The 23,076-nt window shown below is 69.7% G+C and carries 14 protein-coding genes and 1 pseudogene; 6 read left to right on the top strand and 9 right to left on the bottom strand.

Features of this window, described 5'->3' with window-relative positions:
* Positions 1-43: 43 nt before the first annotated feature.
* From AOM46_RS02025 to AOM46_RS33770, 6 genes and pseudogenes are all read left to right on the top strand, one after another.
* Positions 44-3,136 carry a glycoside hydrolase family 2 TIM barrel-domain containing protein gene (locus AOM46_RS02025; protein WP_067225828.1) on the top strand — a complete coding sequence of 1,031 codons (3,093 nt, stop codon included), beginning with the start codon at positions 44-46 and terminating at the stop codon, positions 3,134-3,136.
* Positions 3,037-3,996: pseudogene (locus AOM46_RS02020) on the top strand (family 43 glycosylhydrolase); the annotation flags it as partial. The gene AOM46_RS02025 and the pseudogene AOM46_RS02020, both read left to right, overlap by 100 nt.
* A gap of 130 nt (positions 3,997-4,126) precedes the next feature.
* Positions 4,127-4,972 (top strand): DUF899 family protein, encoded by an 846-nt coding sequence (locus AOM46_RS02015; RefSeq protein WP_062204630.1) that lies wholly within the window; start codon positions 4,127-4,129, stop codon positions 4,970-4,972.
* Between the two features lie 108 nt (positions 4,973-5,080).
* Positions 5,081-6,049 carry a MerR family transcriptional regulator gene (locus tag AOM46_RS02010; RefSeq protein WP_107079951.1) on the top strand — a complete coding sequence of 323 codons (969 nt, stop codon included), beginning with the start codon at positions 5,081-5,083 and terminating at the stop codon, positions 6,047-6,049.
* A 427-nt stretch (positions 6,050-6,476) separates the two neighbouring features.
* On the top strand, positions 6,477-10,919 hold the full coding sequence (locus AOM46_RS02005) for an RHS repeat-associated core domain-containing protein (RefSeq protein ID WP_158920198.1): 4,443 nt from the start codon (positions 6,477-6,479) through the stop codon (positions 10,917-10,919).
* Positions 10,916-11,173: a hypothetical protein gene (locus tag AOM46_RS33770; protein ID WP_158920196.1), complete on the top strand. Its 258-nt coding sequence runs from the start codon at positions 10,916-10,918 to the stop codon at positions 11,171-11,173. The genes AOM46_RS02005 and AOM46_RS33770 overlap by 4 nt, the downstream gene beginning before the upstream one ends.
* Positions 11,174-11,753: 580 nt before the next feature.
* Here the strand turns inward: AOM46_RS33770 and AOM46_RS02000 are convergent.
* The 9 genes from AOM46_RS02000 to AOM46_RS01960 form a co-directional block, all read right to left on the bottom strand.
* Positions 11,754-13,676 (bottom strand): TIGR03960 family B12-binding radical SAM protein, encoded by a 1,923-nt coding sequence (locus tag AOM46_RS02000; protein ID WP_062204625.1) that lies wholly within the window; start codon positions 13,674-13,676, stop codon positions 11,754-11,756.
* A 118-nt stretch (positions 13,677-13,794) separates the two neighbouring features.
* Complete coding sequence (locus tag AOM46_RS01995; protein ID WP_370592636.1) at positions 13,795-14,979, bottom strand: FtsW/RodA/SpoVE family cell cycle protein; 1,185 nt, start codon at positions 14,977-14,979, stop codon at positions 13,795-13,797.
* 16 nt (positions 14,980-14,995) lie between these two features.
* Positions 14,996-17,383, bottom strand: a complete 2,388-nt coding sequence (mrdA, locus tag AOM46_RS01990) for a penicillin-binding protein 2 (protein WP_067225825.1) — start codon at positions 17,381-17,383, stop codon at positions 14,996-14,998.
* Entirely contained in the window at positions 17,380-18,081 is a 702-nt protein-coding gene (mreD, locus tag AOM46_RS01985) for a rod shape-determining protein MreD (RefSeq protein WP_062204619.1), read from the bottom strand. The genes mrdA and mreD overlap by 4 nt, the downstream gene beginning before the upstream one ends.
* Before the next feature lie 3 nt (positions 18,082-18,084).
* Positions 18,085-19,137, bottom strand: coding sequence for a rod shape-determining protein MreC (gene mreC / locus AOM46_RS01980; RefSeq protein WP_078856385.1), 1,053 nt, complete (start codon positions 19,135-19,137; stop codon positions 18,085-18,087).
* Positions 19,138-19,243: 106 nt separating this feature from the next.
* Positions 19,244-20,263 (bottom strand): rod shape-determining protein, encoded by a 1,020-nt coding sequence (locus AOM46_RS01975; protein WP_062206285.1) that lies wholly within the window; start codon positions 20,261-20,263, stop codon positions 19,244-19,246.
* Positions 20,264-20,617: 354 nt separating this feature from the next.
* Positions 20,618-21,037: a nucleoside-diphosphate kinase gene (ndk, locus tag AOM46_RS01970; RefSeq protein ID WP_062204615.1), complete on the bottom strand. Its 420-nt coding sequence runs from the start codon at positions 21,035-21,037 to the stop codon at positions 20,618-20,620.
* 122 nt (positions 21,038-21,159) lie between these two features.
* The gene (locus AOM46_RS01965; protein ID WP_062204612.1) at positions 21,160-21,501 is read right to left on the bottom strand and encodes a DUF4233 domain-containing protein; all 342 of its coding nucleotides are present in this window, start codon (positions 21,499-21,501) and stop codon (positions 21,160-21,162) included.
* The gene (locus AOM46_RS01960; protein WP_078856384.1) at positions 21,501-23,072 is read right to left on the bottom strand and encodes a folylpolyglutamate synthase/dihydrofolate synthase family protein; all 1,572 of its coding nucleotides are present in this window, start codon (positions 23,070-23,072) and stop codon (positions 21,501-21,503) included. The genes AOM46_RS01965 and AOM46_RS01960 overlap by 1 nt, the downstream gene beginning before the upstream one ends.
* Positions 23,073-23,076: the final 4 nt, after the last annotated feature.

Raw genomic sequence — 23,076 nt, 5'->3', positions numbered from 1 at the left:
AAGACCCAAGAACCGCGAAGAACACCGAAGGAGACCTCGCTCCATGACGCCCCCCGCCGTCACCCCCCGTCCCGCCGACAACCTGGAGACGGCCGGCTATGTGACGTCGTTCGCGCCCGGCTCCGGCACGCTGCCGCCCCGCGCCGCCTCGCCCAGCGACGCCCCCGTCCTCTCCCTCGACGGGGACTGGGCGTTCCGGCTGGTGCCGGGGCTGCGCGAGCTGGCCCGGGGCTTCCAGGAGCCGGCGTTCGACGACGCCGCCTGGGACCGGCTGCCGGTGCCGTCCTGCTGGCAGCTCGCCGGGCTGCGCTCCCCGGACGGAGAGCTGTTGGAACGGGGCAAGGCCCGCTACGGGCTGCCCGCCTACACCAATCAGGTCTACCCCTTCCCGCTCGACCCACCGCAGGTGCCGGACGAGAACCCCACGGGCGAGTACCGCCGAGTCTTCGAACTCCCCCAGGAGATGGTCGAGTTCGACGGCCGACTGGTGCTGCGCTTCGAGGGCGTGGACTCCTCCTTCGCGGTCTGGTGCAACGGTCGGCCGCTCGGCCACGCCACCGGCAGCCGGCTGCCCAGCGAGTTCGACGTCACCGACGCCGTGCTGCCGGGCCGGAACGTGCTGGCGCTGCGGGTGCACCAGTGGTCGGCCGGCAGCTATCTGGAGGACCAGGACATGTGGTGGGTCTCCGGGGTGTTCCGCCCGGTGACCCTGCTGGCCCGGCCCGCCGGCGGCGTCCACGACCTCTTCGTGCACGCCGGCTACGACCACCGCACCGGCCGGGGCACGCTCCGCGTCGAGACGAGCGAGCCGGCCCTGGTCTCCGTTCCCGAACTCGGCCTGGCGGGCGAGACGAACGAGGAGCTGACCGTCGAGGCGGTCGAGCCGTGGAGCGCCGAGCATCCCCGGCTCTACGAGGCGACGGTGCGGACCGCGACCGAACGGGTCACCGTCCGCGTCGGCTTCCGCACGGTGACCGTCGAGGACGGGCTGATCCTGGTCAACGGGCGCAACGTCCGCTTCCGGGGCGTCAACCGGCACGAATGGCACCCGGACACCGGCCGCACCCTGGACGAGGAGACCATGCGCCGGGACGTGCTGCTGATGAAGCGGCACCACATCAACGCCGTGCGCACCAGCCACTACCCGCCCGACCCGCGCTTTCTCGACCTCTGCGACGAGCTGGGCCTCTGGGTGATCGACGAGTGCGATCTGGAGACCCACGGCTTCCTCCTCACCGGCTGGCGCGACAACCCCTCGGACGACCCGCGCTGGCGGGACGCGCTGCTGGACCGGATGCGCCGCACGGTGGAACGCGACAAGAACCACCCCAGCGTCCTCATGTGGTCCCTGGGCAACGAGAGCGGAGCCGGCGCCAACCTGCGGGCCATGGCCGAGTGGACGAGGGCCCGCGATCCGGAGCGGCTGATCCACTACGAGGGCGACTACGACCACGGGCTCGCCGACGTCTACAGCCAGATGTACACCCACCCCGACCAGCTGGCCCGGATCGGGCAGCGGGCCGAGGAGCGCACGGACGACGCGGCGCTGGACGCCCACCGTCGCGCGCTGCCGCATCTGCTGTGCGAGTACGCGCACGCCATGGGCAACGGCCCCGGCGGGCTCAGCGAGTACGAGGAGCTGTTCGACCGGCATCCCCGGCTGCACGGCGGCTTCGTCTGGGAGTGGCTGGACCACGGCATCCGGCAGCGCGCCGCCGAAGGGCCGCGCCGGGGAACGGAGTTCTTCGCCTACGGCGGCGACTTCGACGAGGTGCTGCACGACGGGAACTTCGTCGCCGACGGGCTGCTCCTCCCCGACCGCACCCCCTCCCCCGGGCTGGTCGAGTACGCCAAAGTGATCGCGCCGCTGCGGCTGACCTTCACCGGCGACGGCGTCGACACCCTCGAACTGACCGCCCACAGCCGCTTCGACCACATCTCGACCGGTCATCTGACCCACCGCTGGACACTGGAGGTGGACGGCGTGCCCCGCGCCACCGGCCGGCTCGCCGTACCGGAGCTGGCGCCCGGCGCGCACGCCTCGGTCGACCTGCTGACCGCGTGCGCCGACGCCCTCCGCCAGCCGACGCCGCCGGGCGCCGAGGTCTGGCTGACGGTCAGCGCCCGGCTGGCCGCCGACCAGCCCTGGGCGCCCGCCCAGCACGAAGTGGCCTGGGCCCAGCACCGGCTCACCGGCCTGGAGCGGCCGGCCGTCGCCACGCCCGCCACCGCGTTCATCGGCCCCCCGGTGACGGCGGACGAGAACGGTTTCACGCTGGGCCAGGCCCGCTTCGACCGGCGGGGAACACTGCTGGCGCTCGGCCAACTCCCGCTGTTGGGACCCAGGTTGGACATCTGGCGGGCCCCGACCGACAACGACGCGGCCCCGCACGGGGACGACGCGGCCGGCGGCTGGCGTGCCCTCGGCCTGCACCGCGCCACCAGCCGCCTGGTGGCGGTCGAGCAGGCGGACGACGCCCTGGTGGTGACCGTCCGCACCGGCACGGCGGCCACCGACGCCGGCCTGCTGACCACGTTCACCTGGCGCGCCGGCGAGGGGGACGCCGTCGAACTGTCCGTGCGCGTCGAGCCCCGGGGACAGTTCACCAGGAACCTCTTCGAGGTGGCCCACGGGACGGGAAGCGGCCGGCCCGTGCCGCTGCCCAGGATCGGCCTGCGGCTGGGCCTGCCACCCACCCTCACCGAGGTCGGCTGGTTCGGCCTCGGCCCCGGCGAGTCCTACCCGGACTCGCGACGGGCCGTCCGGGTGGGCGCGTTCGCCTCGTCCGTGACCGCCCTCCAGACGCCCTATGTCAAGCCGCAGGAGAACGGCGCCCGCCGCGACGTGCGGCACGCCACGATCACCGACCCGAACGGCGCCGGGCTCGCCGTCGCCGGACACCCCACCTTCCACCTCACCGTCCGCCCCTGGACCAGCGAGGCACTGGCCGCCGCGGACCACCCCACCGACCTCACCCCCGACCAGCACCTCTGGGTGAACCTGGACCACGCCCACCACGGCCTGGGCAGCCAGTCCTGCGGCCCCGGCGTGCTCCCGCCCCACCAACTCCACGCCGCCCCCACCCGGTTCGCGCTCACCCTGCGCCCCCTCAGTCCCCAGGAGCCGACCGCATGACCGCGAGCAACGGCACCCCGTTCACCACCGGGGACGGCCGGCCGATCCACGCGCACGGCGGCGGAGTGCTGCGGGTGGGCGACGCCTACTACTGGTTCGGCGAGAACCGCCACGACGACCACGACGGCTTCCGCCATATCTCCGTCTACCGCTCCACCGACCTCGGCACCTGGGAATTCCGCAACCATGTGCTCAGCCAGTCCTCCCACCCGGAGCTGGCCCGGGCCAACCTCGAACGCCCCAAGGTGATCCACCACGCGGCCACCGGCCGGTTCGTGCTCTGGGCCCACAAGGAGAACGGCCGCGACTACCACGAGGCCCGGGCCGCCGTCGCCGTCTGCGACACCGTCGACGGCGACTACACCTGGCTCGGCAGCTTCCGACCGCTGGGGCACATGTCCCGCGACCTCACCACGTTCGTCGACGACGACGGCACCGGCTATCTGGTCTCCGCCGCCCGCGACAACTACGACCTGCACATCTACCGGTTGACCGACGACTACACCGATATCGCGGAACTGATCGCCAACCCCTGGCCCGGCGGCCACCGCGAGGCACCCGCCCTCTTCAAACGCCAAGGCGTCTACTTCATGCTGACCTCGGGCGCCACCGGCTGGCGCCCCAACCAACAGCGCTACGCCACCTCCACCAGCCCGACCGACGGCTGGACCCCGATGCGGGACGTCGGCGACCCCACCGCCCACGACTCCCAGACGGCCTTCGTCCTCCCCGGCCCCCACCGCTACCTCTACCTGGCCGACCGCTGGGCCGGCGCCCACGGCGGCCTCGTCAACGACTCCGCCTACGTCTGGCTGCCCATCACCTTCCCCACCCCCGACACCATGTCCCTGAACTGGACGGACCACCCACCGCTATGACCCCGGCCGGGGTGGCGCGCCGGGCAACCCGGCGCCAGCTGGCATATTCCGAGACGCCAGAGCCAGGTCGGATTGCGCATTAGTCGCAACGAAGCGATTCCAGGAGCCGCTGATGTCCGAGAACCCCAGCAGGGCGCAACCGCCGGTGGTCGACCGCGCGGCTTTCGAGCAGCGGTTGGACGAGCTGCGGGCCAGGGAGAAGGCCCACACCCACGAAGGCGACGCCATCGCCGCGGCACGCCGCAGGCTCCCGATGGTCGAAGTGGCCGCGGACAGCCCGCTGCTGGGGCCCGACGGCCCCACGACGCTCCTCGACGCGTTCGAGGGGCGACGTCAGATGATCGCCTACTACTTCATGTGGTGGCCCGGCAGGCCGGCCGCCGACCAGTGCGAGGGCTGCACCTGGGTGATGAGCCACGTGGGCGAGCTGGCCTATCTGCACTCCCGCGACATCACCTTCGCCGTGTTCAGTCAGGGACGGAACACGGCCTACGGCTTCGGGGACGCGCAGACGTCCTACGAGGAGAGCCTGCGCTACCGCGCCTTCATGGGCTGGACAATGCCGTGGTACTCCGCCCAGCCCTCCCTCGACTCGCTACTTGTCGGCCGCGAACTCGGCCTGTTCCACCTGGTGTGCTACCTGCGCGACGGCGACCGCGTCTACGAGACGTACTGGACCAAGCACCGCGGGGCCGAGGTGGTCGACTACAGCTACGCGCTCATGGACCTCACCGCGTTCGGACGCCAGGAGAACTGGGAGGACTCACCGAGGGGCTGGCCACACCTCGGACAGGCCACACGAACCCTCGGCGGCGCCCCCGACTGGCCACCACTGCGAGAATGGCCCGGCGGCCGTCCCACGGCACAGTGGCCACGCATCGACACCAACCACTCCGACGACCTGGGCACCACCGACACCGGCACCGACCCGACGACCGAGCCCCGTCACTGCCACTGAACGCGTGACGCATGACACGTGCCCAGCCCGCACCACCGGCGTCACGGGTCCCTGCCGGCAGACGAACGGACTTGAGCCTCCCGTAGGGGGAGACGCAAAGGTAGGGGCATGGACGGCGACACGCTCTACCCGATCGGCGAGCTGGCTCGACGAACCGGTCTCACGGTCAAGACCGTTCGGTTCTACTCCGATCGCGGAATCGTGGCGCCGACGGACCGCAGCCCGGCCGGCTACCGCCTGTACACCATCGACGCCGTCGCACGCCTGGACCTCGTGCGGACCCTGCGCGAGCTGGGACTCGACCTCCCCACGATCCGCAAGGTCGTGGACCGCGAGCTCTCGCTTCCCGAGGTCGCCGCGGCGCACGCCGAAGCACTGGCCGTGCAGATCCGCGTCCTGCGCCTACGGCGCGCGGTGCTGACGGCGGTGGCCGAGCGCGGGTCCACACCTGAGGAGACGGAACTCATGCACCGGCTGGCCCAGCTCTCCGAGGACGAACGCCGACGTCTGATCGACGACTTCCTCGACGCCGTCTTCGGCGGCCTTGACGCGGCCCCCGCATTCGCGGGCGCCATGCGCTCGATGACCCCCGAGCTACCGGACAACCCGGAGGCGGAACAGGTCCAGGCGTGGGTGGAGCTGGCCGAGATGTCCCTGGACCCGGATTTCCGCGCCGCCATGCGGCGAATGATCGAGGACCAGGCAGCCGAGCAGGCCCAAAGCGACACGACCGTTCCGCGACGCGACGTTGTCGCAACCATCCGCGACCAGGTCGGCCCGGCCCTGACCACCGGCCTCGACCCGGCCTCACCCCAGGCCGACCCGATCGTCGCGACCTTCACGGCACACTACGCGCACCTCCTCGGCTCCCCCGACAACGCCAAACTCCGCCGCCGGCTGACGACCCGACTGGAGAACGCGAACGACCCCCGCAGGGAGCGCTACCTCCAACTACTCGCAGTGGTCAACGACTGGCCCACCCCCGAGAGTCTGACCCCGACATTCACCTGGTCCACCCAGGCCTCCGCCTCCGGACACAGCAATAACGGGACGAAGGCGTTCTGTTGTGATCCGTAGTAGGGACGATGAGCTGTGATAGGCCGACTGTTGGGGACCCGAACCACCACGGCGCCCCTCAGATCCCGGACCACCTCCGGGCGCGGAGAGCACGCGATTCAGTTCCTAGCCGGGATTCCTGGTGCCGACCACATCCGCTCAAGTGGAGATGGTCCATGCTCGGATATCTGGGGTGCCGGGAACATCGCGTGGACCGCTATGCAGGCGGCTCCTGCTTGTGGAGGTGACCCGGTTTTCGGTCTGTACCGGTGCTTGGCGAACGTCCGGTGACCGTCCCCCTCAGCGCATACGGTGTCAGAGACGGAACGTACTCCTATGGCAACTCGTTGAAATGATCATTACGCTCACCTAATATGTCGTCACGGTGAGTAGATGACCAGGGGGGATGAGAGTTGTGGTGCGGCCACCTGACTGGACACCGGTGGACATGGATCACGACCCGACGCCTGGCGACCCTGATGAGGTGCGTGAACTCGCCGACGACTTACAGGAGTTCGCCGACGATGTCGGTGAGGCGTTGGCGAAAATCCGGGGCATGGCGGGGGAGCGCGCCATGCTGGAGTGGGCGGGGCTGTCGGCGGAGGCGTTCCGCCGTGAGTTCGACGGTGTCCCGGACAACCTGACGAAGCTGGAGGACAGTTACTGCCTCTGTAGTCAGGCGCTACACACCTACTGGCCGAAGTTGCAGACGGCGCAGGGCATGGCTGATCGGGCGTTGGATCGTGCGATCACGGCGCAGGCGGATCTCGTCTCGGCGCAGTCGACGTTGGGGGACGCCACCGACTGGGTAGGGCGGGCGGGGGAAGAGGCGGAGCGGCTCCAGCGAGAGGGGGAGCGAGAGGGAGCCGAGCCGCCTGACGAGGCCCATGTGCGTTCGGCCGCGCGTGATCAGCAGGCCGCCGAGGCGGCCGCCGGTGCCGCCCGGAGCCGGGTGAACGACGCGGAGGAGCGGCTGTCGGCAGCACGCCAACTGGCGCTCGACGCCCAGGAGATGCGCGAGGAAGCGGCCCGCGAGTGTGCCCGCGACATCGACGAGGCGAGTGACGCCGGTATCCAGAACCGGCGTTGGTGGGAGAAGGCCATCAAGTGGGTGACCGACAACTGGGACACCCTGGTCGAGATCTGCAAGGTCATCGTCGCCGTCCTCGGCGTCGTCGTCCTCATCATCGGCGGACCGCTGGCCTGGGTCGTCCTCGCCGCCGCCCTCGTCGTCCTCGCCGACACACTGATCAAGTACGCCAGAGGAGAAGCCGGACTCCTCGACGTCGCTTTTGCGGCTTTGGACTGCATCCCGGGCATGAAGGGCATCACCACCCTCGGTGGCCTCGCCCAGGGACTTCGCGGTGGCCTCCGCGCCGCGCGAACCGGGCTGCGCGGTTACGCGGGCAATCTGCGGAACCTGGGCCGGATGTGGGAGGCGGAGGGCATTCGCGGAGTGGGAAAGGTGCTTGTCGGCGACCCGATCGACATCGCAACCGGCGAGATGACGCTCCACAACGTCGACCTCGAACTCCCGGGCGTTCTGGCCCTGATCCTCCAGCGTGAGCATCTCTCCGGCTATCGGCACGGGCACTGGTTCGGCCGGTCGTGGGCCTCGACCCTGGACCAGCGGTTGGTGCTGGACGAGTACGGGGTGGACTTCTACGCCGAGGACGGGATGCGACTGCACTACCCCGTTCCGCTGGCCGACCCCGACTACCCGGTCCTGCCGGTCACCGGGCCGCGCTGGAGCCTGGCCTGGGACGGCCAGCCGGGCGGAGTGTTCACTCTCCACCAGCGTGCGAGGGGCCGGGCTCTCCACTTCGCGCCGGTTCCCGGCCGTCCTGCCGGCGAGCTGCCCCTGATCGCCGTCACGGACAGGAACGGCAACCGCATCGAAGTGACGTATGACGAGGAGGGCTCGCCACACGAGGTCGCGCATTCCGGCGGTTACCGGGTCGGCGTCGCGGTGCACGAGGGCCGGGTCACCGCCCTCACCCTGCTGTCCGCCCAGGACACGCCGCTGCTGCGGGCGTTCGAGTACGACGAAGCGGGCAACCTCGCCAAGGTGTACAACTCCTCCGGGCTGCCGCTGACGTTCGCCTACGACGACCAGCACCGAATGACACGCTGGGAGGACCGCAACGGCACCTGTTACCGGTACGAGTACGACGCCTCGGGACGCTGCGTGTACACCACCGGGACCGACCGGGCCCTGGAGTACCGCTACTCCTACGACGAGGCGGCGTTGCGCACCACCGCGACCAACTCCCTGGGCCACGCCACCATCTACCAGCTCAACGACCGCTTCCGACTGGTCGCCGAAACCGACCCGCTGGGCCACACCACATACCGCGAATGGGACGAGAACAACCACCTCGTCGCCCGCACCGACGCCCTGGGCCGCACGACCCGTCACGAACACGACGACCAGGGCAACGTCACCCTGACCACCCGCCCCGACGGTTCCCATGTCCGGTCGAAGTACAACGAGTTCGGCCTGCCCGTGGAAGTCACGCAGGCGGACGGCACCGCGTGGCAGCACTCGTACGACGCGGCGGGTAATCGGGTGGCCACCGTGGATCCAGAGGGACGTCGGACCCGCATGGCGTACGACGAGCACGGGGCCGTGGTATCCGTCACCGACCCGACAGGACGCACCACGTGGGTTCGCTGTGACGCCACGGGGCTACCCATCTCCCTCACGGACGCCATGGGCGAAACAACGCGCTACGACCGGGACGCGTTCGGCCGCCTCGTCGGGGTGACGGACCCCCTGGGTGGCGAGCACCGGGCCGCCTACACCGTGGAGGGACACCAGGTCTCCCTCACGGACCCGCTGGGCTCCGTCCAGAGGTGGACCTGGGATGCTGAAGGCAACTGCCTCACCCACGTCGACGAGCACGGGGGCACAACTCGCTTCTCGTACGGCCCGTTTGACCAGCCCATCTCGCAGACCAACCCGGACGGCTCCCACTACACCTTCGAACGTGACACCGAGCTACGGCTCGTTGGGGTAACGGGACCGCATGGCCTGACGTGGTCCTACGAATACGACGCCGCACACCGACTGATCTCCGAAACCGACTTCGACGGCCGAACCGTCACCTACGCCCTCGACGCGACCGGGCAGCTCATCGCCCGCACCAACGCCGCGGGAGAGTCGGTCCTCCTCACCCGCGGCGTGCACAGCCGGATCGTCCGGAAGGACGTGGGCGACCTCGTTACGACGTACGGATACGACGAGGTCGGCCGGCTCATCCACGCGACGGTCTCCGGGGACGAGCTGATCATCGAACGCGACCGCCTCGGCCGGATATCGCGGGAGACGTTCAACGGGCAGTCCGTCACCCAGTCCTACGACGAGCTGGGACGTCCGCTGGTCCGCGTGTCGCCCGCCGGCCACACGAGCACCTGGGCGTACGACGCCGTGGGGCGCGAAACGGCTCTGGCCACGGGTGGCCGTACCCTGGCTTTCGCCCACGACGCCGCCGGACGCGAGACGCACCGGACCATCGGCCCTGGGGTGGATATGACCTTCACCTGGGACGCGGTCGGTCGACTGGCTCGTGAGGCAGTGAGCACGCGGGATGGAACGCTGCGAGAGCGTTCGTACGCCTACCGAGCCGACCACGTTCTCACCGGTGTCACACGCCCCGACGAGGGCGAGGTGAGCTTCCTGCCGGACGCCCTTGGCCGCATCACCGAGGTCAGAACCCCGATGTGGCGCGAAAGCTATCAGTACGACGCCGCCGGCAATCAGACCGCCGCCAAGTGGGACCTGGTGGACGACGACGGAAGTCAGGGCGACCGGTTCATCACGGGGATGCGCGTGGTCCGCGCCGGGCGGACGCACTACGAGTTTGACCGCGCCGGGCGCGTCACCCTGAAGCGGAAGGCAAGGCTTTCCCGGAAGGCGGATGTCTGGCGGTACCGCTGGGATGCGGAAGACCACCTGACGGGGGTCGTCACGCCGGACGGCACCACATGGCGGTATCGCTACGATCCTCTCGGGCGCCGGATCGCGAAAGAAAGACTTGACGCCTCCGGCGATGTGGTGGAGCGGACGGGCTTTACCTGGTTCGGCACTGACCTAGTGGAACAGACAACCACCGAAGCAGAGAATCCCTCCTCGGTCAGCCTCACATGGGACTACAAGAACGGTCGCCCCATCGCGCAGACCGAGAGCAGGCGGCACCCCGAATACTCAAAGAAGGAAGCTGACGCCCGGTTCTATTCGATCGTCACGGATCTGATCGGGACGCCGACCGACCTCGTCGACGAGAGCGGGCGGATAACGTGGAGCGCACGGTCGACACTCTGGGGGGTGACCTCGGCATCAGCCGATGACCGTGTCTCCATTCCTCTTCGATTCCCAGGCCAGTACGCGGATCCCGAGACCGGCTGGAACTACAACTTCCACCGCCACTACGACCCCGAGACCGCGCGTTACACCACGCCGGACCCACTGGGCCTCGAACCGAGCGCCAATCACTACACCTACGTCGACAACCCCCACACGTGGTCCGACCCGTTCGGACTCGCCGCCCACCAGACACCCGGCATCAACCCCAGCCTGGTGCGCTTCTCCCAGGACGAAGTGAGCTACCGGTTCTCCGACGGAATGACGATCGCCCACGTAGCATCGGGCCTGAGGTCGGGCTGGCTGAACCCCGCCGACTTCCCCGCGATCCGACTCGTCATGAGAGAAGGTAACCTGTTCACCCTGGACAACCGGCGCTTGGTCGCCTTCCAGATGGCAGGGACGCCCGTTCCCTTCCGCATGGCAACCGCCGCCGAAGCCATCAACGAATCCTGGAAGTTCACGACAGTGACCGACGGTATGTCCATTGTCATACGTGAACGAGACGAGGTGTGGAATATCCCGTGACGATGCCAGCCCCAGACCTTTCAGGAATCACCTCTCGACAAGAACTCGCCGCATATCTACTCCGGCTCGCACAGCGAGTCGAACAAGGAGAAATCCGGCAGGAGAACGAGCAATCAGTCGACTACGTCAAGGCAGCAGCATACTGGACCCGTTCCATGCACGGCTTCTTCGCCAACCAGGGAAAGGAAACTCCGGAACAACCTGACTGGGCGCTCATCGCGATGATCTTCAGCGCCGCGTTCGTCTACGAATAGGCTCCGCAAACGGGTCACTTCGGACGCTCAGCGACGAACAGGGACCCCACCACACTGCCCCCGAACCGCGCCGCACCGGCGATGCGCGCGACACCGTGACTTTGACCGGCCGAGCCCGCTCCCGTCAGCGGTCGGGAAGCCACCGCCGTCGCGCCCATGCTCACCGCCGACCACAACCACCAAGATCGATGATTGAGCGTTTTCAGCGTGCCCACTGATCGAGTGACAGGGTGGTGTGGGATCGGAGTGCGCAACGGACAGCGCGCCCGTGCCGTTGAGGGAGGTGTTCGACGTCTTAACTCAGCAACACAGGAGCCCTATTGGTTCCATATCCTGCCGCACTCGACCTGCCCCACGCCCTACTCAACCCACTCCACCACACTCTCAACCTCCGGCCGCCGCCGGGGCGGCGGCAGCGGCTGAGGAGGAGGGGCGGGCCGGGCTGGCCACCGCTGCGGGCGGCGGCCGGCGGTGAGGGAAGCAAGGAGCTTCACCCGTTCGGCCAGCTTCACCCGTTCGGCCTCAGACAGCCCCTCCACAGCGTGCACCGCGCCTCACCCCGTTCCCGCAGGTCAGAGACTCACAGCACCTGAAGTGGCAGCAGCTTCTTCCCCGTTGGTCCGATTTGAATGGACGTGTCCATTTGCGGGCAGACGCCGCAGTCGAAGCAAGGGGTCCAGCGGCAGTCTTCGACTTCGGTTTCGTCGAGGGCGTCCTGCCAGTCGTCCCAGAGCCAGTCCTTGTCGAGGCCGGAGTCGAGGTGGTCCCAGGGAAGGACCTCCTCGTAGGTGCGTTCCCTGGTGGTGTACCAGTTGACGTCCACGCCGAAGGCGGCCAGCGCGGGGGCGGCGGCGGTCATCCACTGGTCGTAGGAGAAGAACTCGCGCCAGCCGTCGAAGCGGCCGCCCGCCTCCCAGACGGCGCGGATGACGGAGCCGACGCGGCGGTCGCCTCGGGAGAGGAGCCCTTCGACGACGCCCGGCTTGCCGTCGTGGTAGCGGAAGCCGATGGAACGGCCGTAGCGCTTGTCCTCGCGGATGGCGTCGCGGAGCTTGGCCAGTCGCGCGTCCGTCTCCTCGGCGGAGAGCTGCGGCGCCCACTGGAACGGGGTGTGCGGCTTGGGCACGAAGCCGCCGATGGAGACGGTGCAGCGGATGTCGTTGGAGCCGGACACCTCGCGACCCTTGGCGATCACCCGGGTCGCCATGCTGGCGATCTCCAGCACGTCCTCGTCGGTCTCGGTGGGCAGCCCGCACATGAAGTAGAGCTTCACCTGGCGCCAGCCGTTGCCGTAGGCGGTGGCGACGGTGCGGATCAGGTCGTCCTCGGAGACCATCTTGTTGATGACCTTGCGGATCCGCTCGCTGCCGCCCTCGGGGGCGAAGGTCAGGCCGGAGCGGCGGCCGTTGCGGGTCAGTTCGTTGGCCAGATCGATATTGAACGCGTCCACCCGGGTCGAGGGCAGGGAGAGACCGATCTTGTCCTTCTCGTATCGGTCGGCGAGCCCCTGGGCGACATCGGCGATCTCGCTGTGGTCGGCGGAGGAGAGTGACAGCAGTCCGACCTCCTCGAAGCCGGTCGCCTTGAGCCCCTTGTCGACCATCTCGCCGATGCCGGTGATCGAACGTTCCCGCACCGGCCGGGTGATCATGCCCGCCTGGCAGAAGCGGCAGCCCCGGGTGCAGCCCCGGAAGATCTCCACGGACATCCGCTCGTGCACCGTCTCCGCCAGCGGCACCAGCGGCTGCTTCGGGTAGGGCCACTCGTCGAGATCCATCACGGTGTGCTTGGACACCCGCCACGGCACCCCCGAACGGTTGGGCACCACCCGGGAGATGCGGCCGTCCGGCAGGTATTCGACGTCGTAGAACGCCGGAACGTAGACGCCGCCGGTGCGGGCGAGCCGCATCAGCAGCTCCTCCCGGCCGCCGGGGCGGCCCTCCCGCTTCCAGTCGCGGACGATATCGCTCATCGTCAGCACGGCCTGCTCGCCGTCGCCGACCACCGCGCAGTCGATGAACTCGGCGATCGGCTCCGGGTTGAACGCCGCGTGCCCGCCCGCGACGACCACCGGATGGTCCTCGGTGCGGTCGGCGGCGGACAACGGGATGCCGGCCAGGTCCAGCGCGGTCAGCAGATTGGTATAGCCGAGTTCCGTGGAGAAGGAGACGCCCAGCAGGTCGAAAGCCCCCACCGGCCGGTGCGCGTCCACGGTGAACTGCGGGACGTCGTGCTCCCGCATCAGCTTCTCCAGGTCCGGCCAGACGCTGTAGGTGCGCTCGGCCAGCACCTCGGGGCGCTCGTTGAGCACCTCGTAGAGGATCATCACGCCCTGGTTGGGCAGTCCGACCTCGTAGGCGTCCGGATACATCAACGCCCAGCGGACCTCACAGGCGTCCCAGTCCTTGACCGTGGAGTTCAGCTCACCACCGACGTACTGGATCGGCTTCTGGACGTGCGGAAGAAGGGCCTCCAGGCGAGGGAAGACCGACTCGATGGGCATGGCTGACGTCTTTCGCGACGATGACGGATGACCGATGACGAAGGCTGGACCCCTCAGCGTACCGGCCGCCGGAACGCGCGCCCGCCGCCGTCGGCCCGGAAGCACGGCCGCGGCCCGCTCAGGCGGACAGCGGCCGTTTCATCCGCACCGACTGCAGCAGCCCTATCGCGATCCACACCGCGAACATGGCGGTGCCGCCATAGGAGAGGAACGGCAACGGCACCCCGGCGACCGGCATGATGCCCAGCGCCATCCCGATGTTCTCGAAGCACTGGAACGCGAACCACGCGACGATGCCGGCCGCGATGATCGTCCCGTACAGCTCGGTGCTGCCCCTGGCGATGCGCAGCGCCCGCCACAGCACGACGCCGATCAGGACGATGATCCCGCCGGCGCCGATGAAGCCCAGCTCCTCGCCGGCCACGGTGAAGATGAAGTCGGTGTGCTGCTCCGGCACGAACTGCCCGGTGGTCTGGGTGCCCTTGAAGAGGCCCTTGCCCTCAAGACCCCCGGAACCGATGGTGATCCTGGCCTGGTTGGTGTTGTATCCGACGCCCGCCGGATCCCTGGACGGGTCGGCGAACGCGGCAAACCTGTCGATCTGGTACTCGTCCAACACCCCCAGCGTCCAGATCAGCACCGCCGCGGCCACCCCGGCGAGGATCAGTCCGATCGACCACTTCAGGGAGGCCCCGGAGGCCAGCAGTATCCCCAGCACGATCACGCTGATCACCATGGCCATGCCCATGTCGTCGATCACCACGACGCAGAGCGGGGCCGCGGCCAGGGCCAGCGCCTGCAGCACCGCGCGGCGGCTGGGGAACTCGCGGTCCCCCGCGTCGACCTGGTCGGCCAGTATCACCGCCATCCCCAGGATGATCGCCACCTTGGCGAACTCGCCCGGCTGCAGCGTGTAGCCGCCGATGGAGAGCCAGGCCCGCTGCCCGTTGATCTCCGTGCCCAGCGGGGTGAACACCAGCAGCATGAAGCCCATGGACAGGGCGAAGAACAGCGGGACGGCCGATCTCAGCCGGTGGTGACCCAGCCACATCACGCCGGCGGCCAGGGTCACCCCGAGCGCCAGGTTGATGCCCTGCCGGACCAGGAAGAAGTGCGGATCGCCCCCGTTGATCTCGGTGCGGTTCCTGGTCGCCGACCAGATCAGCAGGATGCCCAGCACGGACAGCGCGAGCGCCGCCAGCAACAGGATCCAGTCCACGCGCCGCAGCACGGAGTCCCGCGCGGTCAGCCGTCGCCAGGTGCCGCGATCCGGGGCCAGCCGGTCGACGGTGAGACGGTGGATGCTCAACGGCCGGCCCTCACTCGCCTTCTCGCCACGGCCGGGGCTCCCGGCCGGGCGGTTCGCCGGGCGTCCGCACCGGCTCGGGGAACGGTGAACTGTGGAACACCTGCGAGCCGCCCGACAGCGCGGCGGCGGCATTGGGCACGAACTGCTCGGCGCCGTCCGGCTGTTCCTGTTGCTGTCCGGTGCCCGGGTCGAGCTCGACGCCGACGTCGCCGTCGTTCTCGGAACCCCCGGCACCGTCGGCGTCCTCGGCACCGTCACCGGCGTCCTCGGAGCCGTCGGACTCCTCGGAGTCCTCGGGGTCGTCCAGCGGGGCCGGCACGATGGCGCCGGTCTCGTCGATCTCCGGCAGCTCGGTGATCGGCTCGGGCAGCAGTGCCGCGTCCTCGTTGACGCCGCCGCCCTGGACGCCGTAGATGGCCTCCCAGATGCTGCGCACGGCGTCACCCGAGGCGCCGGAGCCGGTGCCGGCCTGGGAGATGGTCATCACGACGGTGTAGTCGTCGGTGTAGGTGGCCAGCCAGGACGAGGTCTGCTGGTCGCCGGCGCCCTCGGCGGTGCCGGTCTTGGCGCGCAGGGTGATCTCGTTCTGTGGCCAGCCGCCGAACTTCCAGGCCGCGCTGCCGGTGGTGATCACCGATTCGGTGGCGGCCCGCAGATCCGCGATGGTCTCGTCGTCCACCGGGAGTTCGCCGGTCACCTGCGGCTCGAACTCCTCGATCACCTGACCGTCCGCCGCGATCACCGCGCGGCCGACGGACGGCTGGTAGAGGGTGCCGCCGTTGCCCAGGGCCGCGTAGACGGTGGCCAGTTGGATCGGGGTGACCAGCACATCGCCCTGCCCGATGGAGAAGTTGAGCATGTCACCGGCGCGCATCTTCATGCCCTCGGTGCAGTTCTCCCGGGCGATCCGGGCCGGGTAGTCGTCCCGGTCGGACTCGGCGATCTCGCACCAGTTCTCCTCGTTGGCCTCCCAGTAGTCGTACTTCCACTGCCGGTCGGGGATCCGCCCCGGGACCTCGTTGGGCAGGTCGATGCCGGTCTGGGTGCCGAGGCCGAAACCGTGCGCGGCCTCGAAGAGGAAGTCCTCCGGATCGTCCGTCGGGTTGTTGCCGCCCTCCCGCTGCCATTCGCGGTGGGCGATCCCGTAGAAGACGGTGTTGCAGGAGACCTCGATGGCCTGGCCGAGGGTGATCATGCCGTAGGAGGTGGTCTCGAAGTTTCGGAACGTCTGCCCGCCGATGTCGTAGGACGAGGAGCAGTTGTAGCGGTCGTCGAAGTCGTAGCCCGCGTTGACGGCGCCGGCGGAGGTGACCACCTTGAACGTGGAACCGGGCGGGCCCTGGCCCTGGATGGCGCGGTTGATCAGCGGGTCGTTGGCGTCCTCGCCGGTCAGCCGGGCGTACTCGTCGCTTGAGATGCCGCCGACCCAGACGTTGGGGTCGTAGTCGGGCGCCGAGGCCATGGCGAGCACCCGGCCCGTGCCGTTCTCCAGGACGACGGCGGCGCCCGAGTCCGCCTCGTAGTCGCGGCCGGTGATGTCGTCGTGCTCGTTCTGCGCGCGCTCCATCGCGCCCGCCAACTGCTGTTCGACCACGGCCTGCAGCCGGGTGTCCAGGCTGGTGACCACATTGGCGCCGGCCACCGCCGGATCGTTCTCCGCCTCGCCCAGGACCCGACCGAACTTGTCCACCTCGTAGCGGGTGACGCCCGATTCGCCGCGCAGATAGCCGTCATAGGTCCGTTCCAGACCGGAACGGCCGATCTGGTCGGAGCGCAGCAGCGGTGAGTCGGTGTCCTCGGAGTCGGCGACCTCGTCGTCGGTGACCGGCGAGAGATAGCCGAGGACCTGCGCGGCCCTGGAGTCGGCCGGCGCCGGGTAGCGGCGCACGGCGGTCGGCTCGGCGCTGATCCCGGGGAACTCCTCGGAGCGCTCCCGGATCTGCAGCGTCTGCTCCGTGGTCGCCTCGTCGGTGATCGGGATCGGCTGATAGGGAGAACCGTTCCAGCAGGGCTGCGGGGTCTCGGCGTCGCAGAGCCTGACCCGGTTGGCGACCTCCTCCTCGCTGAGCTCCAGCAGCTCGGCGAGGTCGGAAAGCACCTCCTCGCCGTCGTCCGGCAGCTTGGACAGCTCGGTGCGGTCGACGGAGACCACCAGCCGGGTCTCGTTGTCCGCGATCGGCACGCCGCGCGCGTCCACGATGGAGCCGCGCACCGCCGGCTGCACCACCTGCTGGACATGGTTGCCGGCGGCCTCCGCCGCGAACTCGTCCCCCTGTCTGATCTGGAGGTACCACAGCCGCCCGCCGAGGGTGAGCAGCAGCGAGAAGACCAGTATCTGGATCACCACAAGACGGATGGTGATCCGCGAAGTCCGGCCGGTCTCGGGAATGTTGGTCACAGCCGCTTGACTCCCTTGATGCGGCCCGCGCGGTTGCGGGCGGAACGGCTGAGCAGGGGGGAACGCTGGCCGATGCCGGCGGCCTTGCCGTAGCGGCTGCGCCGGGGCGCCCGGGGACGCAGCCCGGTGCCGGCGCCGCCGAGCCAGCTGATCGGATTGTCCGAGCCGCCGCCGGAACCGTCCCCGGAGAGCGGGTCACCCTCGGTCCGCCGCGCCGCGGCCATGATCAGCGGCACGACGAACGGGGCCAACAGCAGGTCGTAGAGGGTCGCCGTGAGCAGCAGGCTGGAGAGCCCCACATCGCGCGCGGCCGTGTCGCCGACCAGGGCGCCGACGCCGGCGTAGAGCAGCGTCGAGGTGAGCGCGCCGCCGGCGACCACCAGCATCGGCACGGTGGCCGACCGGTGTTGACCGTTCTCCGGCTTGGTCAGCCCGGCCGCGTAGCCGATGACGCACAGCACCAGGGCGTAACGGCCGACCGCGTGGTCGGCCGGAGGCGCCAGATCGGCGAGCAGGCCGGCGGCGAAGCCGACGAGCGCGCCGCCGGTGTGGCCGTAGACCAGGGCCAGGCCCAGCACGGTGAGCAGCAGCAGATCGGGGACGGCCCCCGGCAGCCCGAGCCGCGCCAGCATGGTCACCTGCGCCATCAGGGCGACAAAGACCAGCACCACGGACAGCAGCGTGCGGTAGACGCGCATGGATCAGCTCCTGGTCGCTGGGTCGTCCCGGGTGCGGCCGGGAGCCTGGGCGCCGAACTCGTAGTCCGGGTCCTCGCCTTCGTCCGGCGGTTCGAGACCGTCCGGCTCGGGGAACTCGTCCACCGCGCCCTCGTCCCCTTCGGCCTCCTCCGGGGCGGCGCCCTCGGCCGGCGCCGAGCGCTGCTCAAGGTCCTCGGGCAGCGGTGGCAGCACCGAGTCCCTGGGGTTGTCCCTGGGCGGCTCGACCACCACGCCCACCAGGTCGAGCTGGGTGAAGGAGACATAGGGCCGGACCTGCACGGTGCGCGTCAGATCGCCGTTGGACCGCTCGACGCTGACCACCTCGCCCACCGGAACGCCGGGCACGAAGGGCTTGTTGTCGGCCGAGCCGAAGGTGACCATCCGGTCGCCCTCGCCGACCTCGGCGCGCTGGTTGAGCAGTTGGACGTCGAGGGTGTTGTCGCCGCGACCGGTGGCGAAGCCCAGCTCCTGGCTGCCCTCAAGACGGGCGCCCACGGTGAACCCGGGGTCGTTGGCGAGCACCACGGTGGCGGTGCCCCTGGCCACGGTGGTGACCCGGCCGACCAGCCCGTCGCCGTTGAGCACGGTCATGTCCTTGGCGATGCCGTCCTCGCTGCCCGCGTCGATGGTGACCGTCCAGGAGAAGCCCTGGCCCGCGCCCACCGCGATCACCTGGGCGCCGACGATGCCGTAACGTCCGGCGCCCGCGGTGCGCAGCAGCTCGTCGAGTTGTTCTATCCGCGATTCGCGGTGCGCCTCGCTGCCCAACTCCTGGCGCAGTTCGGCGTTTTCCCGTTCGAGTTCGCTGACGCGGTCGTGGCGGTCACCGGATTCACGGACCGCGGTGATCGCATTGGCGACCGGATCGACGGCTCCGGCGACGGCTTCCTCCACCGGCCCGAAAAAGGACGCTGCCGCCTCTCGTGGGCCGTTGAGCGGGGAATTGTCGCCACCCCTGATATCCATCGTGATCAGCGCGAAAGCGATGGATACCAGCAGTACGAGAAGCAGCCGGCTCTCTCGGGTGTCCCTCACGTGCGGCGGCCGTGCCTTTCTGGATCAGTCCACATAATCCCGGGTCCGCCCGGCTAACCGGACGTTCCCGGCCGACGTTCCGCTTCTCCGGCGGATGCCGCCCCGGCTAGCGCCGGGGTTGGGCGTCGAGCACCTGCTGGAGCGCCTCGAACTCCTCCACGCACTTGCCGGAACCGAGCGCCACGGAGTCCAGCGGGTCCTCGGCGATGTGGATGGGCATGCCGGTCTCCTGGCGCAGCCGCTCGTCCAGGCCGCGCAGCAGGGCGCCGCCGCCGGTGAGGACGATGCCCCGGTCCATCACGTCGCCGGACAGCTCCGGCGGGCACTTGTCGAGCGTCGTCTTGACCGCGTCGACGATGGCGTTGACCGGCTCCTCCATGGCCTTGCGCACCTCGGCCGAGGAGATCACCACGGTCTTGGGCAGGCCACTGACCAGGTCCCGGCCCCGGATCTCGGTGTGCTCGTCCTGGTCCAGCTCGTACGCCGAGCCGATGGTGATCTTGATGCTCTCGGCGGTGCGCTCGCCCAGCAGAAGGCTGTACTCCTTCTTGATGTGCTGGATGATCGCGTTGTCCAGCTCGTCGCCGGCCACCCGGATGGACTGCGCGGTGACGATGCCGCCGAGCGAGATCACGGCCACCTCGGTGGTGCCGCCGCCGATGTCGACGACCATGTTGCCGGTGGCCTCGTGGACCGGCAGGCCCGAGCCGATCGCCGCCGCCATCGGCTCCTCGATGATGTGCACCTGCCGCGCGCCGGCCTGCGTCGACGCCTCGATGACCGCCCTGCGCTCCACTCCGGTGATTCCGGAAGGCACACAGACGACCACCCGGGGTCGGGCCAGATAGCGCCGTCGGTGGATTTTCAGAATGAAGTAGCGCAGCATCCGCTCGGTGATCTCGAAGTCGGCGATCACGCCGTCCTTGAGCGGGCGAACGGCCACGATGTTGCCGGGGGTCCGGCCGATCATCTTCTTCGCCTCGGCACCAACGGCGAGAATGCCCCCCGTGTTGGTGTTGATCGCGACGACGGACGGCTCGTTGAGGACAATCCCTCGACCCCTGACGTACACCAGCGTGTTGGCCGTCCCGAGGTCCACTGCCATGTCACGACCGATGAACGACATATTGTTCGCCATAGGGATGCATCTGGCCTTCCAGCTGTGCGTAATGTGCGGGGAGGTCGGCGGAGGGTGCGATGGGCTGCGCGTCGGGGCCTCTCCCGCCGAAGGGAGAAGAGGCGCGGCATCGCCATCGTATCCACGGCCGGTCTAACACGGAGCGCCGGAGCGCCGCTTTCGCCATTGTCGGCGGAACCAGCCCCACCCTCCATCATGGTGACGTCGCGTTCGGGTGAAGGGTTCCCCGCACCGACCATACCCACCGGGGCGGACCATCGCATTCCGCCGGGCCGGGCGTGGCCGGAGCGGTCCGACGTGCCGGTCTTCTGACGGGCGGTCACCGGCCCCGGGGTGGTGCGCTCAACCCCGAGGGAAATCGGGGAAGAAGATCTTCACCTCGCGGTCCGCCGACTCCTCGGAGTCGGACGCGTGAACCAGGTTCTCCCGCACCACGGTGCCGAGATCGCCCCTGATGGATCCCGGTGGCGCCGCGATCGGGTCGGTCGGCCCGGCCAGGGTGCGCAGCCCCTCGATAACCCGTTCGCCCTCCACGATCATCGCGACGCTCGGGCCCGACGCCATGAACTCCAACAGCGGCTCGTAGAACGGACGCCCCTCGTGCTCCGCGTAGTGCGTCTCCAGCGTCGTCCGGTCCAGGGTGCGCAGTTCGAGCGCGGTGATCCGCCAGCCTGCCTTGCGTTCCACCCGGCCGACGATCTCGCCGATCAGCCCCCGGCTGACCGCGTCCGGCTTGAGAAGGACAAGAGTGCGCTGGCTCATGGGGGCGGCTCCTGGGAGGAGAGTGGGAATGCGCGACGGGCATGCGCCGACCGGGCCGCGCCGTCGGCGCGGGGGCGCCTAAGAGTACCGGGCTGGCCGGAGAGAGCGGGCGGCGGGGCCGGTCAGCCGGCCGGAGTCGCCTCCGCCCGGCCCGCACGATAGGCGTCGATCCTGGCGCCGAAGTGAACGGAGGCCCACCACAGGCCGCCGAACACGAGACCCAGCACGAACATCGCGGGCAGCACGAAGCCGGCGGCGATCAGCCCCGCCTGGAGCGCCCAGCCGAGCCAGACGCCCACCGGCCGGCCCGCGACCCCGCAGAGCAGCAGGGAGAGCACCATGGCGATGCCACAGACCCACCAGACGGTGCCGGTGGCGGCGGTCGACATCCGATCGGCCACCAGACCGGCCAGGCCGATCACCAGGAACTCGCCCACCAGCGTGCTGGCGCAGAGCGTGCGCATCACCGTCCGCCCTTCAGCAGCAGCCTGGCCTCGCCGACGGTGATCACCGATCCGGTGATCAGAACGCCGGCTGCGGCGTACTCGTGCTCCTCCTCGGCCAGCTCGACGGCCACCTCGATCGCCTCGTCGAGACGGGGCTCGACCTGCACCCGCTCCTCGCCGAACACCTCGACCGCCAGCGCCGCCAACTCATCCACGTCCAGGGCCCGTTGGGTGGCGTTCCGGGTCACCACCACCTCGGTGAAGACCGGCTCGAACGCCTCCAGCAGCCCCCGCACGTCCTTGCCCTCGGTGGCGCCGACCACGCCGATCAGCCGGCTGAAGCCGAACGCCTCGGTGACCGCCTCGGCGGTGGCCAGCGCGCCGCCCGGGTTGTGCGCCGCGTCCAGCAGCACGGTGGGGCTGGTGCGCACCGTCTCAAGGCGTCCGGGCGAGGTGACCGAGGCGAACGCGGCCCGTACCACCTCCACGTCCAGCGGCGCCGCCGGCCGGCCGTCGCCCACGCCGAAGAACGCCTCGACGGCGGCCAGCGCCACGGCGGCGTTGTGCGCCATATGCGCGCCGTGCAACGGGAGGAAGATCTCGGGGTACTCGCCGCCGAGCCCGCGGAGCGTCATCAGCTGGCCGCCGACGGCGACCTCCCGGGAGAGGACCCCGAACTCCATGCCCTCCCTGGCCACGGTGGCGTCCACCTCGACGGCGCGGCGCAGGATCACGGAGGCCGCGTCGACCTGCTGCTGCGCCAGCGCCACCCGGGCGCCCGGCTTGATGATCCCGGCCTTCTCCACGGCGATCCGCTCCGGGGTGTCCCCCAGGCGCGCGGTGTGGTCCAGGCTGATCGGGGTGATCACGGCGACGGAGCCGTCGATCACGTTGGTGGCGTCCCAGCTGCCGCCCATGCCCACCTCGACCACGGCCACATCGACGGGCGCGTCGGCGAAGGCCGCGTAGGCCATGCCGGTCAGCACCTCGAAGAAGGACAGCCGGTGCTCCTGGGCGACGTCGACCAGATCCAGGTAGGGCGTGATGTCGCGGTAGGTCTCGACGAAACGCTCGGCGGCGAGCGGGACGCCGTCGACGCTGATCCGCTCGGTGATGGACTGCACATGCGGGCTGCTGTAGCGGCCGGTGCGCAGGTCGAAGCCGCCGAGCAGCGCCTCGATCATGCGGGCGGTGGTGGTCTTGCCGTTGGTCCCGGTGATGTGGATCGCCGGATAGGACCGCTGGGGCTCCCCCAGCACATCCATCAGGGCGGTCATCCGGGCCGTCGACGGGTCGAGCTTGGTCTCGGGCCAGCGGGCGAGCAGTTCCGCCTCGACCTCGGCGAGCGCGCGGTCGAGCTCCGGGTCGTCGGGGCGGGTCGGCAGATCGCCGCCGGGCGGGCCGGCCAGCGCCCGCAGGGTGCGACTGCCGGCCTCGATCACCGCGAGATCGGGGTCGCGGTCCCGCTCGGCGGCGACGATCTCGTCGAACTCCCCGCCGTCGGCGGCTGCGTCTCCCGCCGCGTCGCGCTGCGGAAAGGCCGGGAAGTCGTCCGGCTCCTGGCCACGGTCGGGCTCTGCGTCACTCACGGTG

Source organism: Streptomyces sp. NBRC 109706, assembly GCF_000974485.1.
In the GTDB taxonomy this organism is placed as follows: Bacteria; Actinomycetota; Actinomycetes; order Streptomycetales; family Streptomycetaceae; genus Streptomyces.
This window is presented reverse-complemented; position numbering and strand designations above follow the sequence as displayed.

Excerpts from the sequence above, each read along its gene's own strand:
- AOM46_RS02025 (WP_067225828.1), top strand. The coding sequence starts at position 44 with ATGACGCCCCCCGCCGTCACCCCCCGTCCCGCCGACAACCTGGAGACG.
- AOM46_RS02015 (WP_062204630.1), top strand. The coding sequence starts at position 4,127 with ATGTCCGAGAACCCCAGCAGGGCGCAACCGCCGGTGGTCGACCGCGCG.
- AOM46_RS02010 (WP_107079951.1), top strand. The coding sequence starts at position 5,081 with ATGGACGGCGACACGCTCTACCCGATCGGCGAGCTGGCTCGACGAACC.
- AOM46_RS02005 (WP_158920198.1), top strand. The coding sequence starts at position 6,477 with ATGGATCACGACCCGACGCCTGGCGACCCTGATGAGGTGCGTGAACTC.
- AOM46_RS02000 (WP_062204625.1), bottom strand. The coding sequence starts at position 13,676 with ATGCCCATCGAGTCGGTCTTCCCTCGCCTGGAGGCCCTTCTTCCGCAC.
- mreD (WP_062204619.1), bottom strand. The coding sequence starts at position 18,081 with ATGCGCGTCTACCGCACGCTGCTGTCCGTGGTGCTGGTCTTTGTCGCC.
- AOM46_RS01975 (WP_062206285.1), bottom strand. The coding sequence starts at position 20,263 with ATGTCGTTCATCGGTCGTGACATGGCAGTGGACCTCGGGACGGCCAAC.
- ndk (WP_062204615.1), bottom strand. The coding sequence starts at position 21,037 with ATGAGCCAGCGCACTCTTGTCCTTCTCAAGCCGGACGCGGTCAGCCGG.
- AOM46_RS01965 (WP_062204612.1), bottom strand. The coding sequence starts at position 21,501 with ATGCGCACGCTCTGCGCCAGCACGCTGGTGGGCGAGTTCCTGGTGATC.